The 15250-nt window shown below is 45.0% G+C and carries 10 protein-coding genes and 5 tRNA genes; 7 read left to right on the forward strand and 8 right to left on the reverse strand.

All coding sequences use genetic code 11. From position 1 onward, the window contains the following. Window positions 1-20: 20 nt before the first annotated feature. Window positions 21-1736 carry a dipeptide ABC transporter ATP-binding protein gene (locus tag R7O03_RS08535; RefSeq protein WP_005379108.1) on the reverse strand — a complete coding sequence of 572 codons (1716 nt, stop codon included), beginning with the start codon at window positions 1734-1736 and terminating at the stop codon, window positions 21-23. 661 nt (window positions 1737-2397) lie between these two features. On the opposite strand from R7O03_RS08535, the gene R7O03_RS08540 reads away from it, so the two are divergent. After that, window positions 2398-3123, forward strand: coding sequence for an HAD family hydrolase (locus R7O03_RS08540; RefSeq protein WP_005379107.1), 726 nt, complete (start codon window positions 2398-2400; stop codon window positions 3121-3123). Between the two features lie 338 nt (window positions 3124-3461). Here R7O03_RS08540 and R7O03_RS08545 read toward each other — a convergent pair. The 5 genes from R7O03_RS08545 to R7O03_RS08565 form a co-directional block, all read right to left on the reverse strand. Continuing rightward, a tRNA-Pro gene (locus R7O03_RS08545) sits at window positions 3462-3538 on the reverse strand. 64 nt (window positions 3539-3602) lie between these two features. After that, window positions 3603-3678: transfer RNA gene (locus R7O03_RS08550), tRNA-His, on the reverse strand. A gap of 48 nt (window positions 3679-3726) precedes the next feature. Beyond that, window positions 3727-3803, reverse strand: a tRNA-Pro gene (locus R7O03_RS08555). Window positions 3804-3872: 69 nt separating this feature from the next. Further along, a tRNA-His gene (locus R7O03_RS08560) sits at window positions 3873-3948 on the reverse strand. 33 nt (window positions 3949-3981) lie between these two features. Continuing rightward, a tRNA-Arg gene (locus R7O03_RS08565) sits at window positions 3982-4058 on the reverse strand. 335 nt (window positions 4059-4393) lie between these two features. On the opposite strand from R7O03_RS08565, the gene R7O03_RS08570 reads away from it, so the two are divergent. After that, window positions 4394-4807 carry a c-type cytochrome gene (locus R7O03_RS08570; protein ID WP_005384252.1) on the forward strand — a complete coding sequence of 138 codons (414 nt, stop codon included), beginning with the start codon at window positions 4394-4396 and terminating at the stop codon, window positions 4805-4807. A gap of 73 nt (window positions 4808-4880) precedes the next feature. On the opposite strand, the gene rep is transcribed toward R7O03_RS08570, so the two are convergent. Continuing rightward, window positions 4881-6896: a DNA helicase Rep gene (gene rep / locus R7O03_RS08575; RefSeq protein WP_005379104.1), complete on the reverse strand. Its 2016-nt coding sequence runs from the start codon at window positions 6894-6896 to the stop codon at window positions 4881-4883. 170 nt (window positions 6897-7066) lie between these two features. On the opposite strand from rep, the gene R7O03_RS08580 reads away from it, so the two are divergent. The 4 genes from R7O03_RS08580 (at window position 7067) to ubiK (ending at window position 12291) form a co-directional block, all read left to right on the forward strand. Next, the gene (locus R7O03_RS08580; RefSeq protein WP_005384254.1) at window positions 7067-7648 is read left to right on the forward strand and encodes a TetR/AcrR family transcriptional regulator; all 582 of its coding nucleotides are present in this window, start codon (window positions 7067-7069) and stop codon (window positions 7646-7648) included. Window positions 7649-7666: 18 nt separating this feature from the next. Then, on the forward strand, window positions 7667-8773 hold the full coding sequence (vmeC, locus tag R7O03_RS08585; protein ID WP_005379101.1) for a multidrug efflux RND transporter periplasmic adaptor subunit VmeC: 1107 nt from the start codon (window positions 7667-7669) through the stop codon (window positions 8771-8773). 12 nt (window positions 8774-8785) lie between these two features. Further along, a complete protein-coding gene (gene vmeD / locus R7O03_RS08590; RefSeq protein WP_005379100.1) occupies window positions 8786-11908 on the forward strand; it encodes a multidrug efflux RND transporter permease subunit VmeD in 3123 nt (1040 codons plus the stop codon). Window positions 11909-12039: 131 nt separating this feature from the next. Then, window positions 12040-12291 carry a ubiquinone biosynthesis accessory factor UbiK gene (gene ubiK, locus R7O03_RS08595; RefSeq protein WP_005379099.1) on the forward strand — a complete coding sequence of 84 codons (252 nt, stop codon included), beginning with the start codon at window positions 12040-12042 and terminating at the stop codon, window positions 12289-12291. A gap of 278 nt (window positions 12292-12569) precedes the next feature. On the opposite strand, the gene ilvC is transcribed toward ubiK, so the two are convergent. Continuing rightward, complete coding sequence (gene ilvC / locus R7O03_RS08600; RefSeq protein ID WP_005379098.1) at window positions 12570-14054, reverse strand: ketol-acid reductoisomerase; 1485 nt, start codon at window positions 14052-14054, stop codon at window positions 12570-12572. A gap of 143 nt (window positions 14055-14197) precedes the next feature. Between ilvC and ilvY the strand changes: the two genes are divergently transcribed. Continuing rightward, entirely contained in the window at window positions 14198-15088 is an 891-nt protein-coding gene (gene ilvY / locus R7O03_RS08605) for an HTH-type transcriptional activator IlvY (RefSeq protein ID WP_005379097.1), read from the forward strand. Window positions 15089-15250: the final 162 nt, after the last annotated feature.

Consider the following 15250-nt stretch of genomic DNA (forward strand, 5'->3'; position numbering starts at 1 on the left):
AGCCAAGCGAATTGCTTGGTTTATGCCGTTTCGATCTCTTCTCGCAAGCCAGTAAACTCCGGCATCAGAGAAATCAATTTTTTGCTGTATTCGTGTTGAGGTGCCGTGAATAACTGTTCTGTTGGTGCCACTTCTAAAAGTGTACCCATTTGCATCACACCTACTCGGTCACACATCTGACGAATAACAGGTAAATCGTGGCTGATAAACAACATAGTCAAGTTCAGCTCACTTTGCAGATCTTTCAGCAAGTTTAGAATTTGTGCCTGTACCGATACGTCCAGTGCTGAGGTCGGTTCATCACAAATCAAAAGTCGAGGACGAGTCGCCAACGCACGCGCAATAGAAATACGCTGACGCTGACCACCGGAGAATTCATGAGGGTACTTAAGCCCAGCCATTCGACCCAAACCAACATGATCCAATAAGTCATTCACGATTTGGCGAGTTTCCGACTCGTTTTTCGTCAATTTATGGAAACGGATTGGCTCAGCAATAATATCGAATACCTTCATACGAGGGTTCATTGAAGTATATGGGTTTTGGAACACCATCTGCATTTGACGACGCATCGGGCGGCGCTCTTTCTCAGAGGTTAAAGCGGTCAGGTCAATGCCCTCGAATTTCACCTGACCAGAGTTAGGTTGGTATAAACCAGCAATCACACGTGCAATGGTCGATTTACCTGAACCAGACTCGCCCACCAAACCAAAGGTTTCGCCTTCGTGCACTTCAAAGCTCACATTATTAGATGCTTGCACGTATTCTCGGCGGCTCTCGAACAAAGAGTCTTTGGTCACAAAGCGAAGATTGACGTTCTTCACGTCCAAAAGCGGGCCAGTGTACTCACGCTCATCTTGGCTTTGTCCTAACCAGTGGTTCTTGATATCGAGTGGCTCCATTTCCGCCGCTTCTTCGATATAGCTTACTAACGGGAAACGATCTAGCTTTCTGTCTGAACGTGGTACCGCTGAAATTAGACTGCGAGTGTAAGAGTGATCAGGATCGCCTAATACTTTGGCTGTTGGTCCAAACTCCACCAAGTCACCACGATACATTACCGCCACGCGATCGGTGACGTTGGAGACGACACCCATATCGTGAGTAACCAACATACAGCCGACATTGTTCTTGATACACAGCTCGCGGATCAAGTTGAGGATTTGGTCTTGGATAGAAACGTCTAACGCCGTAGTTGGTTCGTCCGCAATGATGAGATCAGGCTCACCAGCCAAAGCAATGGCAATGACAACACGCTGACGCATACCACCAGAGAATTGGTGCGGGTACTGTTTTAAGCGGTTTTCTGGTTGCGGAATACCAACCTGCTGCATAAGAGAAAGCGCGCGCTGATACGCCTCTTCATCAGAGACCTTCATGTTAGCGTGGATCGTCTCTTTCAGCTGTTGCTCAACAGTAAAAAGTGGATTGAGCGAGGTCATCGGATCTTGGAAAATAAAACCTATTTTCGAGCCGCGAACCTTACGCATCGCTTCTGGTGATAGGCCAGAAATTTTTTCTCCATCCAAGAATACATCACCGCTAGCAACGCGACCTGGGGGACTAAGCAAATCGATAACAGCGTTACCAACGGTGGATTTACCCGCACCTGATTCGCCAACAACACCCACGATTTCACCACGTTCAATATGAAAAGAAAGTGACTTCACGGCAGCGTGAACGCCGTGTCGGGATGGGTATTCAATACGAAGGTTTTTCACTTCTAATAGTGACATTTCAGACCTCTACTGCCTTGTCTGTGGTATCGAATCATGCCAAAGGCACCATTCATCACCTGAATGAATCCGTTCAAATTCAGAATAATACTCTGAAATCTTAATGCGGAAATAATTTGGCAAAAATCACACAAAAAAGCAACAATTAAAGTATATTCCGCCGAAAAAACATTAAATAAACGCACAATTAGCGAATAAAAATGCATTAACAAGTATTTAACCATTTTCATATCACACTATTTTTGTGCGTCATGCACCAATAAAACTAGAAAAATGCTCTAAAAGTAAACATGAGCTAAACAAGATCATTAACCATATTATTCATGTGCATTTATTAACATTTAACAAACAATATCATATGCAAAAAGTGTTTTTTCAACATAAAAAACTATTAATAAAATAGTCGGCAAATACAAAAAGCCAAACTTAGGAAGAGAAAGGATAGGTCAAAACGTGAACAAAACAGCAAAACCACACAAATCCTGCTCCAACGCAGATTATGCGCCACTTAAGCGGTTTATTGACTAAGCAAAGGAAAGTACCGCTATCCTCATTCGTACGTCATAAGAAAACTCGCCGGTTTTAACCCTTTACGACACAATTGAGAGTGGGATAATAGATGAACAGTGTCAAAGCCAAGCCGTAAATAAAAGGAGCCCCTGTGCTTAAAGCGATTTTTTTTGATATGGACGAGACTTTATGTGCAACGTCACAAGCCGATAAAGTTGCAGGACAAGCGTTTACAACTTGGATTCATAAGACCTACCCACAAGTTACCGAGCCAAAAGCGTTTTTGCAGCGCTACTTACAGGGTGTATACAAAAAGCTGAATGCTGAGTTCCCTCACCTTGTGGCTCTGCTACCCGATGAAAATGCCTTCCGTTGTGGCCTGATCCAAAACATCTTGGCGGAGCAAGGCGTCAGCATCACTGCAAAAGAGGCTCAACAAGCTCAAGACTACTTTGACTCTGCACGTATGGGCGCGTTCACCTTCTTCCCTGGTGTAAAAGAAATGCTCAGCGACCTTCGTCAACATTACAAACTCGTCGTGATCACTAACGGTCCGATTTTTTCTCAACACCCTAAATTAAACGCGACACAAATGAGCAACTGGGTGGACCATATTATTGTGGGAGGAGAAGAGCCAGAAGAGAAACCTGCTACAAGTATTTTCCAAAAAGCGCTCGACTTGGTCGAAGTAAAACCAGAAGAGGCTCTACACGTGGGCGACTCTTTACCTGCTGACATTGCTGGCGCTAACAATATGGGTATTTTGAGTGTGTGGGTGAATGCGACAGGCGCAAGTAACTCAACGGATATAACGCCAAGTTTTGAAATCCAAGAAACGGTAGAACTGAAAGAAATCCTTAAAACACTCGCCCAATAAAAGCAGCGGATTAGAAAACTACAAAACCCCAGACACTGCTCTGGGGTTTATTTTGTCAGCTCGAAAAGCATTTGGATCATAGGTGGTCAAAAGCCCCTAGAGCTGTACACTTTTGGGGAAAATTGAAATGGAATGCCGATTCTTTTCAGGAGAGATGCAAAAAAGCCCCAGTCTTTCGACTGGGGCTCTAAATAGCGGTCGGTGAAGAGCCGAATTCTAACTTCAGGCGAACCCCACTTGGGTTCAAATCCATTGATACATTACCGACTAATACAGTCCAAGCGAGATCATAAACTCTAAAACGACGAAAGCCTGCTAAAAAGCAGGCTTTCTAATAGTGGTCGGTGAAGAGGGATTCGAACCCCCGACCCTCTGGTCCCAAACCAGATGCGCTACCAAGCTGCGCTATTCACCGAACTGTATTTGCTGATTTTCTCAAATCAGACAGGACACTTCAACTAAGAAGTCACCTTAATTAATGGGGTGGCTAACGAGATTCGAACTCGCGACCACCGGAATCACAATCCAGGGCTCTACCAACTGAGCTATAGCCACCATCAATTTTTTCTGTTTACCGCTCTATTAGAGCCATAAACTAAATAGTGGTCGGTGAAGAGGGATTCGAACCCCCGACCCTCTGGTCCCAAACCAGATGCGCTACCAAGCTGCGCTATTCACCGACGATGTTTTATCTTGATTGAATCAAGATTGGGAGCAATGCTACCGCATTCAATCTAAAAAAGAAAGAATGGGGTGGCTAACGAGACTTGAACTCGCGACAACCGGAATCACAATCCGGGGCTCTACCAACTGAGCTATAGCCACCACTGATTTTTACCGATGTATCCTCCGAGGCAATGGTACGCCCGAAAGGATTCGAACCTTCGACCTTTGGCTCCGGAGGCCAACGCTCTATCCAACTGAGCTACGGGCGCATGCCCTATCGGCGGAGTGGAATAATACGGATATCACACTATGCCGTCTAGTACTTTTTTTACTTTTTTTATCGTTTGGTCTCTTTTTCGACAGTTATCTTCCGTTAAAGTGGATTTTTGATGTGATTCACGCCCTGTCATGGATAACTTGTTGTTTATTGCAACAAGTTATCGGGATATAATCACCCATTATTTACATTGATTTAACAGCTGCAACCAAGTTGTCTAATCATTCTATGCCATTCAGTGGAATTTAATGATTTCTCTGCTCGGCATTAATACTCTAACTATATAAATAGGTAAGTCACTTACCTCGGGAATGTGAAGTGGGTTTAATGGATATGTCTCGACAAATGATTAGCGTTTTGTTCGCTGCCTTAACGTTTTCTACGGCAGCTTTAGCTTCTGACATCAGCCAAACTGAATACGATGCGATCGCAGAACGCATCCAACCTGTCGGTGATGTTTATCTAGCAGGTTCTGAGCCAGTGAAAGAAGAACCAACCGGTCCACGTGATGGCGCCACAGTTTATGGTACTTTTTGTATTGCTTGTCACGCATCTGGTGTAAACGGCGCACCTAAAACAGGTAATGCCGATGATTGGGCACCACGTATTGCACAAGGCAAAGATACGTTAGTGAAGCACGCATTAGAAGGCTTCAATGCGATGCCAGCCAAAGGGACCTGTATGGACTGTTCTGACGATGAAATCATCGCAGCAATTGACCACATGATTGAAGGTCTATAAGTAAAGACATCAACGAAAAAGGCTTGCCAGTTGGCAAGCCTTTTTGTTTTTAGTCAGTGAGAACAAGGTTACTTTACTTCTTAAACATTGCTCGAATATTGGCAATGTGTGCTTGACCTTTCGCCATACGCTCTTCTGCTGATACTGGCTTTTTGTTTACTTCCCATTCAACGTCATCAAATGGCAACTCATCCAAAAAGCGGCTTTGAGTCGGTTTGATCAACTCGCCGAACTGCCGACGCTCTTTGCACATAGTGAAAGTCAGTTCACGTTGCGCTCGAGTAATACCAACGTACATCAGGCGACGCTCTTCTTCCACGTTATCTTCATCAATACTGGTTTGGTGCGGTAAAATACCTTCTTCGGACCCAATTAAGTATACATATGGGAACTCAAGGCCTTTTGATGCGTGCAAGGTCATCAGTTGTACTGCATCACTGTCTTCATCTTCTTCACCGCGCTCCATCATGTCACGCAAGGTCAAACGTTGAACGACTTCTTTTAACGTTTTCTCTTCTTGATCGTAGTTGTCACCCTCTAGGTCCGCCACTATCCATGAATAAAGGTCAGAAACGTTCTTCATTCGCATTTCAGCGGCTTTCGGACTTGCTGAAGTTTCGTATAGCCAATCTTCATAATGGATATCACGAACTAGCGAACGAACCGCTTCGACGGTATCACCACGCTCAGCTTGATCAGCAATCGCCACTAGCCATTGGGTGAAACGACGCAAGTTTTCTAGACCACGTCCCGTTAGGTGCTGTTCGAGCCCCATTTCAAAGCTCGATTCAAACAGGCTCTTCCCTCGCATATTGGCATAACTGCCTAACTTCTCTAACGTTACTGGGCCAATTTCACGTCGTGGAGTATTCACAATGCGCAAAAATGCATTGTCGTCATCCGGATTAACCAAAACGCGCAAATACGCCATGATGTCTTTAATCTCTGCGCGCGCAAAAAACGAGGTGCCGCCAGAAATTTTATACGGTACACGGTTTTGCATCAGAGACTTTTCAATCAAACGTGATTGGTGGTTACCACGATATAGAATCGCATAATCTTTATATTCGGTACGGTTTAGGAACTTATGCGCAATTAGTTCACCCGTTACGCGCTCTGCTTCGTGCTCTTCATTTTTAGCCAACAACACTTTGAGTTTTTCACCGTCAGGAATTTCAGAGAACAGGGACTTCTCATAGACGTGAGGGTTGTTAGCTATCAAAATGTTGGCCGCACGCAGGATTCGACTCGTTGAACGGTAGTTTTGCTCTAGCTTAATCAAACGCAAATTCGGATAATCTTCACCTAGCAACACGAGGTTCTGAGGTTTCGCACCACGCCATGAATAAATAGACTGATCGTCATCCCCTACAACCGTCAATCGTCCACGTTCTCCGACAATTAATTTGACCAGCTCATACTGACTCGTGTTGGTATCTTGATACTCGTCAACCAGTAGGTAACGGATACGATTCTGCCAACGCTGACGAACGTCTTCATGATTACGTAAGAGTAAAACGGGCATCAAAATTAGGTCATCAAAATCGAGCGCGTTATAGGCTTTCATTTGCTTTTGGTACATATCAAAACAGAACGCAAACAATTGTTGCTGTTCACCTTGCGCACGCGCTTTGGCTTGCTCTGGCGTCAACATGTCGTTTTTCCAGTTGGAAATACAACTCAGAAGCTGACGTAGCAGATCTTTATCACCATCAAGCTGCTTTTCAGTAAGCTCTTTGAGCAGAGCTAGCTGGTCTTGGTCATCAAACAGTGAGAAGCCCGCTTTCAACCCTAAATGCTTGTACTCACGCTTGATGATGTTCAATCCTAAAGTGTGGAATGTTGATACCATCAAACCTTTAGACTCACCTTTCCCTAACGTTTGACCTACACGCTCCTTCATTTCACGTGCTGCTTTGTTGGTAAACGTCACCGCCGCAATGTTACGCGCTTTGTAACCACATTGCTGAACCAGATAAGCGATTTTATTGGTAATAACACGAGTTTTGCCCGAGCCAGCACCTGCTAGCACTAGGCATGGACCAGACACGTATTTCACGGCTTCATCTTGACTAGGGTTCAGCTTCATAGAAATTCTCTGCGGGTGATGAATGTGGCGCCTATGATAAAGGGGTGGCCTCGTGAAAGCTATGCTGATTTCTTGTAATTTTCACACCAATTAAGTGCAATATTCTGTTGCATAAATGGCGGGTATTTAAGCTATAATGAATGAACGTTCATTCACTAAAGGGTGACATTATGAAGGATAACCCTGCTGTAGATAAACGAGAACAAATCTTAGTCGCTGCTGAACAACTCATTGCTGAATCTGGCTTTCAAGGGCTTTCCATGCAAAAGCTCGCCAATGAGGCAGGTGTCGCAGCAGGGACGATTTACCGTTATTTCTCAGATAAAGAACATCTTTTAGAGGAACTACGCCTTAACGTTGCTAAGCGTGTTGCTACTGCGGTGCAACTAGGTGTTAGTGAAGAGATGCCTTTAAAACAGCGTTATCGAACCATGTGGCTCAATATTTGGAATTTAGCGAGCTCGAACTTAAGTGCGATCAGCAACCGAGTCCAATATGAGTCTTTACCCTGTTCAAATAGTAGCAAAGCTCGGGAACTTGAGAGACAAATGTTTGCCCAAGTAGATCTTCTTTTCAATCAGGGCAAAGACGAGGGAGTATTCAAGCTTCTCGATAACGAAGTACTTTCTGGATTGAGTTTTGAGGCAAGTGTTGCACTTGCTCGGAAACACGCTTTGGGATTTTATCAACTGGATAAGACGGCATTAGAGGCCGCTATTGAAGCCAGTTGGGATGCAATTATTAAACACTAACTTGGAGTTCTTAATAGAATGAAAAAGTGGACTTTCTTTATGTTACTTATCGCCGTTCTCTTGTTCGGCAGCGTGATAGGTTTCAATTTATTTAAGCAACAAAAGATCGCTGAATACATGGCAAACCGTCCTGAACCTGAGTTCCCAGTAACCGTGACAGAAGTGCAAGCGGTGGATTGGGTACCAGTCATCGAGGCAATTGGTTTTATCGAGCCAAACCAAGGCGTGACGGTAGCAAATGAGACCAGCGGTGTTATCGATAAAATCGCGTTTGATTCCGGTACTCAAGTTAAATCGGGTCAGCCATTAGTGTTGCTTGATTCTGAAGTCGAAAAAGCAAATTTGAAGAGCTCGCAAGCTAAGTTGCCAGCGGCAGAAGCGAAATACAAACGCTACCAAGGCCTATTCAAAAAAGGCTCTATTTCTAAAGAAGCGTATGACGAAGCAGAAGCAAACTACTTCTCCTTAAAAGCGGATATTGAAAGCCTGAAAGCAACCATCGACCGACGCGAAATCAAAGCGCCATTTGATGGTGTGGTAGGTATTCGTAACGTGTACCTCGGTCAGTACCTACAGGCGGGCACCGATATCGTTCGCCTTGAAGATACCAGCGTGATGCGCTTGCGCTTCACCGTGCCACAAACCGATATTTCACGTATCAATATCGATCAAGAAGTGGATATCTTTGTTGACGCTTATCCAGACCAACCTTTCAAAGGGTCTATTTCTGCGATTGAACCAGCTGTAAACGTACAAAGTGGTTTGATTCAAGTTCAAGCGGATATCCCTAACAGTGACGGCAAACTACGTAGTGGTATGTTCGCGCGTGCAAACATCATTCTGCCTAAATTAGAAAATCAGGTCACTCTACCTCAAACCGCGATCACATTTACGCTGTATGGCGACAATGTTTACATCGTAACAGAAGAAGATGGCGAAAAACGCGTTAAGCAGCATGTGGTAAAAGTTGGCGAACGCTCTAAAGATATCGCACACATTCTAGAAGGCGTGAAGCCAGGTGATGTAGTGGTGACGTCGGGTCAAGTCCGTTTGAGTAACCATGCGAAAGTAAGCATTGTCGAAAGCGATGCAACTACCCCACCTGCTGAAACACCAATGCTTTAAGTTGGAGGCATCATGCGCTTTACAGATGTTTTTATAAAACGTCCAGTTTTAGCGGTATCGATCAGCTTTTTGATTGCATTGCTTGGCTTGCAAGCGGTGTTCAAAATGCAGGTTCGTGAATACCCTGAAATGACGAATACGGTGGTCACCGTGACCACCAGTTACTACGGTGCAAGTGCCAACTTGATCCAAGGCTTTATTACTCAGCCATTGGAGCAAGCGGTAGCGCAAGCCGATAATATTGATTACATGACTTCGCAATCGGTACTGGGTAAATCGACCATTACTGTAAACATGAAGTTGAATACTGATCCAAATGCGGCGTTGTCTGACATTCTGGCGAAAACCAACTCGGTACGTTCACAGCTACCAAAAGAAGCCGAAGACCCAACCGTAACCATGTCGACAGGTTCGACAACGGCGGTACTGTACATCGGCTTTACGAGTGACGAGTTATCTTCAAGCCAGATCACTGACTACCTTGAGCGTGTAATCAACCCGCAGTTGTTCACCGTAAACGGTGTGTCCAAAGTTGACCTGTATGGTGGTATGAAGTACGCACTGCGCGTATGGCTAGATCCTGCCAAAATGGGCGCTTTGAAGTTGACCGCAACCGATGTGATGAGCGTTCTTAACGCCAACAACTACCAATCTGCAACCGGTCAAGCGACGGGTGAGTTCGTGCTTTATAACGGTAGCGCAGATACTCAGGTATCAAACGTTGCTGAACTTGAAGCATTGGTCGTGAAAACTGGTGAAGGGGATGTCATCCGCCTAGGTGATATCGCTAAAGTAACGCTAGAGAAGAGTCACGACGTTTATCGCGCAAGTGCAAACGGTCAAGAAGCTGTGGTTGCAGCGATCAACGCAGCGCCAAGTGCTAACCCAATCAACATTGCAGCAGACGTACTTGAACTGTTGCCTCAGCTTGAGCGCAACCTACCAAGTAACATCAAAATGAACGTAATGTACGACTCAACTATCGCCATCAACGAATCGATTCACGAAGTAGTGAAAACGATTCTTGAAGCAGCAGTAATCGTACTTGTGGTTATCACACTGTTCCTAGGTTCATTCCGCGCGGTAATCATTCCTATCGTGACCATTCCACTTTCATTGATTGGTGTGGCAATGGTGATGCAGGCAATGGGTTTCTCTTGGAACTTGATGACGCTACTGGCGATGGTGCTTGCCATCGGTCTGGTGGTGGATGACGCGATCGTTGTACTAGAAAACGTTGACCGTCACATCAAAGAAGGGGAATCACCATTCCGAGCTGCAATCATTGGTACACGTGAAATTGCGGTTCCAGTTATCGCGATGACATTGACGCTAGGTGCAGTGTACGCACCGATCGCATTGATGGGTGGTATCACCGGTTCATTGTTCAAAGAGTTCGCTTTGACACTGGCAGGTTCAGTATTCGTATCCGGCATCATCGCTTTGACACTATCACCAATGATGTGTTCGAAGATGCTGAAGGCGAACGAGAAGCCAAGCAAGTTTGAGCAAAAAGTTCACCATATCCTTGATGGCATGACCACTCGTTACGAAGGCATGTTGAAAGCGGTAATGGCTCATCGTCCGGTTGTTATTGCGTTTGCAATCATTGTATTTGCAAGCTTACCGGTCTTGTTCAAGTTTATTCCTAGCGAACTAGCACCATCTGAAGATAAAGGTGTGGTCATGCTGATGGGTACCGCCCCATCAAACGCGAACTTGGACTATATCCAAAATACCATGGATGACGTAAACCAAATACTCTCAGATCAACCGGAGGTGGAATACGCACAGGTCTTTAATGGTGTACCAAACTCAAACCAAGCGTTTGGCCTAGCAACATTGAAGCCTTGGAGTGAACGAGAGGCAAGCCAATCTGAAATCACGAAACGTGTGGGTGGCCTAGTATCAAGTGTGCCTGGTATGTCTGTCACTGCATTCCAAATGCCAGAGCTTCCAGGTGCAGGCTCAGGTCTACCTGTTCAGTTTGTAATTACAACACCAAATAGCTTCGAGAGCTTGTTTACTATCGCTAGCGATATTCTAACCGATGTTGCAAGTAGCCCAATGTTTGTCTATTCCGACCTGGATTTGAACTACGATTCAGCAACGATGAAGATCAAGATCGATAAAGACAAAGCGGGTGCCTACGGTGTGACTATGCAAGACATTGGCATCACTCTCAGCACCATGATGGCAGATGGTTATGTAAACCGAATCGACCTGAATGGCCGCTCGTATGAGGTGATTCCTCAAGTTGAGCGTAAATGGCGTCTAAACCCAGAATCGATGAAGAACTACTATGTACGCTCTGTGGATGGTAAAGCGGTTCCATTAGGCAGTCTGATTACTATCGATGTGGTGGCTGAGCCTCGCTCTTTGCCACACTTCAACCAGCTAAACTCAGCGACTGTGGGTGCAGTACCATCGCCTAGTGTTGCTATGGGTGACGCAATCGACTGGTTTGAGAATATTGCACAAACCAAGCTGCCTGCAGGCTATAACCACGATTACATGGGCGAATCTCGTCAGTTTGTAACGGAAGGTAGTGCCTTGTATGCAACCTTCGGTCTTGCACTTGCGATCATCTTCCTCGTTCTGGCGATTCAATTTGAATCACTCCGCGATCCTATTGTCATCATGGTATCTGTACCTCTGGCAATATGTGGTGCCTTGATCGCATTGGCCTGGGGTACGGCCTCGATGAACATCTACTCGCAGGTTGGTTTGATAACGCTGGTCGGCCTAATAACCAAGCACGGTATCTTGATCTGTGAAGTCGCCAAAGAAGAGCAGTTACATAATAAACTGTCTCGTATTGATGCGGTGATGGAAGCTGCGAAAGTGCGTCTTCGCCCTATCCTAATGACCACTGCTGCGATGATCGCAGGTCTTATCCCGCTGATGTACGCAACAGGTGCAGGTGCCGCGCAACGTTTCAGTATCGGTATCGTCATCGTTGCTGGCCTTGCAATCGGTACACTGTTCACACTATTTGTACTACCTGTGATTTACAGCTACCTAGCTGAAAAACACAAACCTCTGCCAGTATTTGTTGAAGACAAAGACTTGGAGAAGTTAGCGCGAGTTGACGAAGCGAAAGCAGCTCATCGTGAATTAGCGGATAACAGATAAGCTATTAAGGCATTCAAAAAGGTCACTTCGGTGGCCTTTTTTATTGCCGCTCTCTTTTTTGCCATCTAAGTGGCGACTTTCACGTATCATTTACTTAAAATGAGGACAAATCAAAAGGAGTTTTAGCCACTATGTTTGACCCAAAGAAATTAGAGCAAATTGCTAAACAGATTCACGACTCAATGCCTCAACCTGTAAAAGAGTTGGGCTCTGATGTCGATCAGAAAGTTCGTCAAGTAATCCAAGGCCAGCTAAACAAGCTAGATGTTGTAAGTCGCGAAGAGTTTGATGTTCAAACTCAAGTTTTACTACGTACACGTCAAAAGCTAACAGAAATGGAACAGAAGTTGGCGCAACTTGAAGAAAAGCTTGCTGAAAAATAAGTATCAAAGCGCTCCTCACAAAGGAGCGTTTTTCTTATCGGCGCGCAGATAAATCGGCTAAAAACAAAAAGGCTTGGTCAACGGCGACCAAGCCTTTTGATTAGATGTTGTGTTTTATTTTGTATTTATCACTCCAGTCTGCCTGGAGTTTATCTACTGCGTTACTTGAGACTAAGTAAATTACGCTGTATTAAGGTTTCATTTCTAGGAGAAGGCGCGGACTTTACGATAGTAAACGAGCACCTTCGACACCGAAATGGAGCCTTAAGGCCAGTCATTTAGCCGCCCACCGCGATACGCTTCATATCAGTCATGTAACCACGTAGCTCTTCACCGATGTACTCTACAGGGTGGTTACGGATTGTTTCATTCACAGCGATAAGAGTCGCGTTATCCACTTGGTTAGACGTTTCACCTAAACCTTTACCAATTACGTCAGTATTTACGGCTGGCATAAACTTCTCACGTAGAAGCGGCGTTGCTACGTTAGCGAACAGGTAGTTACCGTATTCCGCAGTGTCTGAGATAACCACGTTCATCTCGTATAAACGCTTACGTGCGATAGTGTTTGCGATAAGTGGCAGCTCGTGTAGAGACTCGTAGTAAGCAGACTCATCGATGATGCCAGATGCCGTCATCGCTTCGAATGCTAGCTCAACACCCGCACGAACCATAGCAACCATCAAGATACCGTTATCGAAGTACTCTTGCTCAGAGATTTCTACGTCAGTTTCTGGGTAGTTTTCGAAAGCAGTTTCACCTGTTTCTGCACGCCAGCCTAGTAGATTTGCATCGTCGTTTGCCCAGTCAGCCATCATAGTGCTAGAGAAGTGACCGGTGATGATGTCATCCATGTGCTTGTTGTATAGCGGACGCATCAGTTCTTTTAGCTCTTCAGAAAGCTCAAATGCTTTCACTTTTGCAGGGTTAGTTAGGCGATCCATCATGTGAGTGATACCACCAAACTTCAGTGCTTCAGTGATGGTTTCCCAACCGTATTGAAGAAGCTTACCAGCGTAGCCAGGATCGATACCATCAGCAATCATCTTCTCGTAACACACGATAGAGCCAGCCTGTAGCATGCCACAAAGGATAGTTTGCTCACCCATTAGGTCAGATTTCACCTCAGCAACGAAAGAAGACTCTAGACAGCCAGCACGGTGACCACCGGTTGCTGCTGCCCAAGCTTTCGCGATATCCCAACCTTCACCTTTTGGGTCGTTCTCTGGGTGAACAGCGATAAGAGTCGGTACACCGAAACCGCGCTTGTATTCTTCACGAACTTCCGTACCTGGACATTTAGGTGCAACCATTACTACCGTTAGGTCTTTACGGATTTGCATGCCTTCTTCAACAACGTTGAAACCGTGAGAGTAACCTAGTGCTGCGCCTTCTTTCATCAACGGCATTACCGTCTCAACAACGTTTGTGTGCTGCTTATCTGGAGTAAGGTTTACTACTAGATCAGCTTGTGGAATTAGCGTTTCGTAGCTACCTACCTCAAAACCGTTGTCTTTTGCGTTTTTGAATGACTGGCGTTGCTCATCAATCGCGGCTTGGCGAAGCGCATAAGCAACGTCTAGACCAGAGTCGCGCATGTTCAGACCTTGGTTAAGACCTTGAGCACCACAACCTACAATGACTACTTTCTTACCTTTCAGATAATCCGCTTCTGAAGCGAACTCACTGCGGTCCATAAAACGACAACGACCTAATTGGTCCAACTGCTCGCGCAAGTTTAGGGTATTGAAATAATTAGCCATCTGGGTGCTCCTTTGAGATTCTTCCATTGAGGTCAGTAATTGCCTTACCGAATAACTTCATACTAAAACAGACATGAGATTGCTTAAAGTGATATATTCACAATTAGTTATTGCAATTTATGCAACATGGAAATGAAAATTTAATGAATATCAAAAGCCTGCAACTTTTCATTCATCTCTGTGAGAGTAAAAGTTTCGCCAAGACCGCAGCGGCAATGCATATTAGCCCTTCAGCCTTAAGCCGACAGATACAAAAACTAGAGGAGGAAACCAGCCAACAATTGTTTTTACGCGACAACCGTAGCGTTGATTTAACTATCCAAGGTAAAAAGCTAGTCCCAGTTGCCTTAAAGATTCTTGGCGAATGGCAGCAGTATCAGAGTCACCTGAAGGGAACCGAGGATGAACTGAAAGGAGAAATCCGTCTCTTTTGTTCTGTTACTGCAAGCTACAGCCATCTTCCGGAGCTAATCTCTGACTTTCGTATTCAGAACCCTTTCATTGAGTTCAAACTATCAACCGGCGATCCAGCTCAAGCGATCGACAAAATACTAGCAGATGAAGCCGATATTGCCATATCAGCCAAGTCAGAACAGATGCCAAATAAAATCGCATTTGAAACGATCAGTGAAATCCCACTTTCTGTCATCGTACCTGTTGGGGTTAGTGCGTTTGCTGAAGAGCTACAAAAAGAAAAACCAGACTGGTCGGTCATTCCATTCATACTCCCAGAAGCAGGAACGGCAAGGGACAGGGCCAATACTTGGCTCAAACAAATGAAAATAAAGCCAAAGATCTACGCACAAACCTCCGGACATGAAGCCATCGTAAGTATGGTTGCATTGGGGTGTGGAGTAGGTATCGCACCTGATGTTGTAATCAACAACAGTCCGGTAAGAGAAAAGATAAATCGTTTAAAAGTCTTACCAATTAAACCTTTTAAACTTGGTGTTTGCTGCAACAAAACTCAGCTGGAGAATCCGCTTGTTAAAGCCTTTTGGAAGGTTGCAGAGAGCAAGTATATCGCACCTTAGATGAACACTTTTTAGGTATAAAGTGAGCTAATTTTAAAACTCTATAGATGCAAAAAAGCCCGCTCTTTCGAGCGGGCTTCTTAAATTTAAAGCCTGGCGATGTCCTACTCTCACATGGGGAAGCCCCACACTACCATCGGCGCTATTTCGTTTCACTTCTGA

This window comes from Vibrio sp. Vb2960 (assembly GCF_033337665.1).
GTDB lineage: Bacteria > Pseudomonadota > Gammaproteobacteria > Enterobacterales > Vibrionaceae > Vibrio > Vibrio alginolyticus.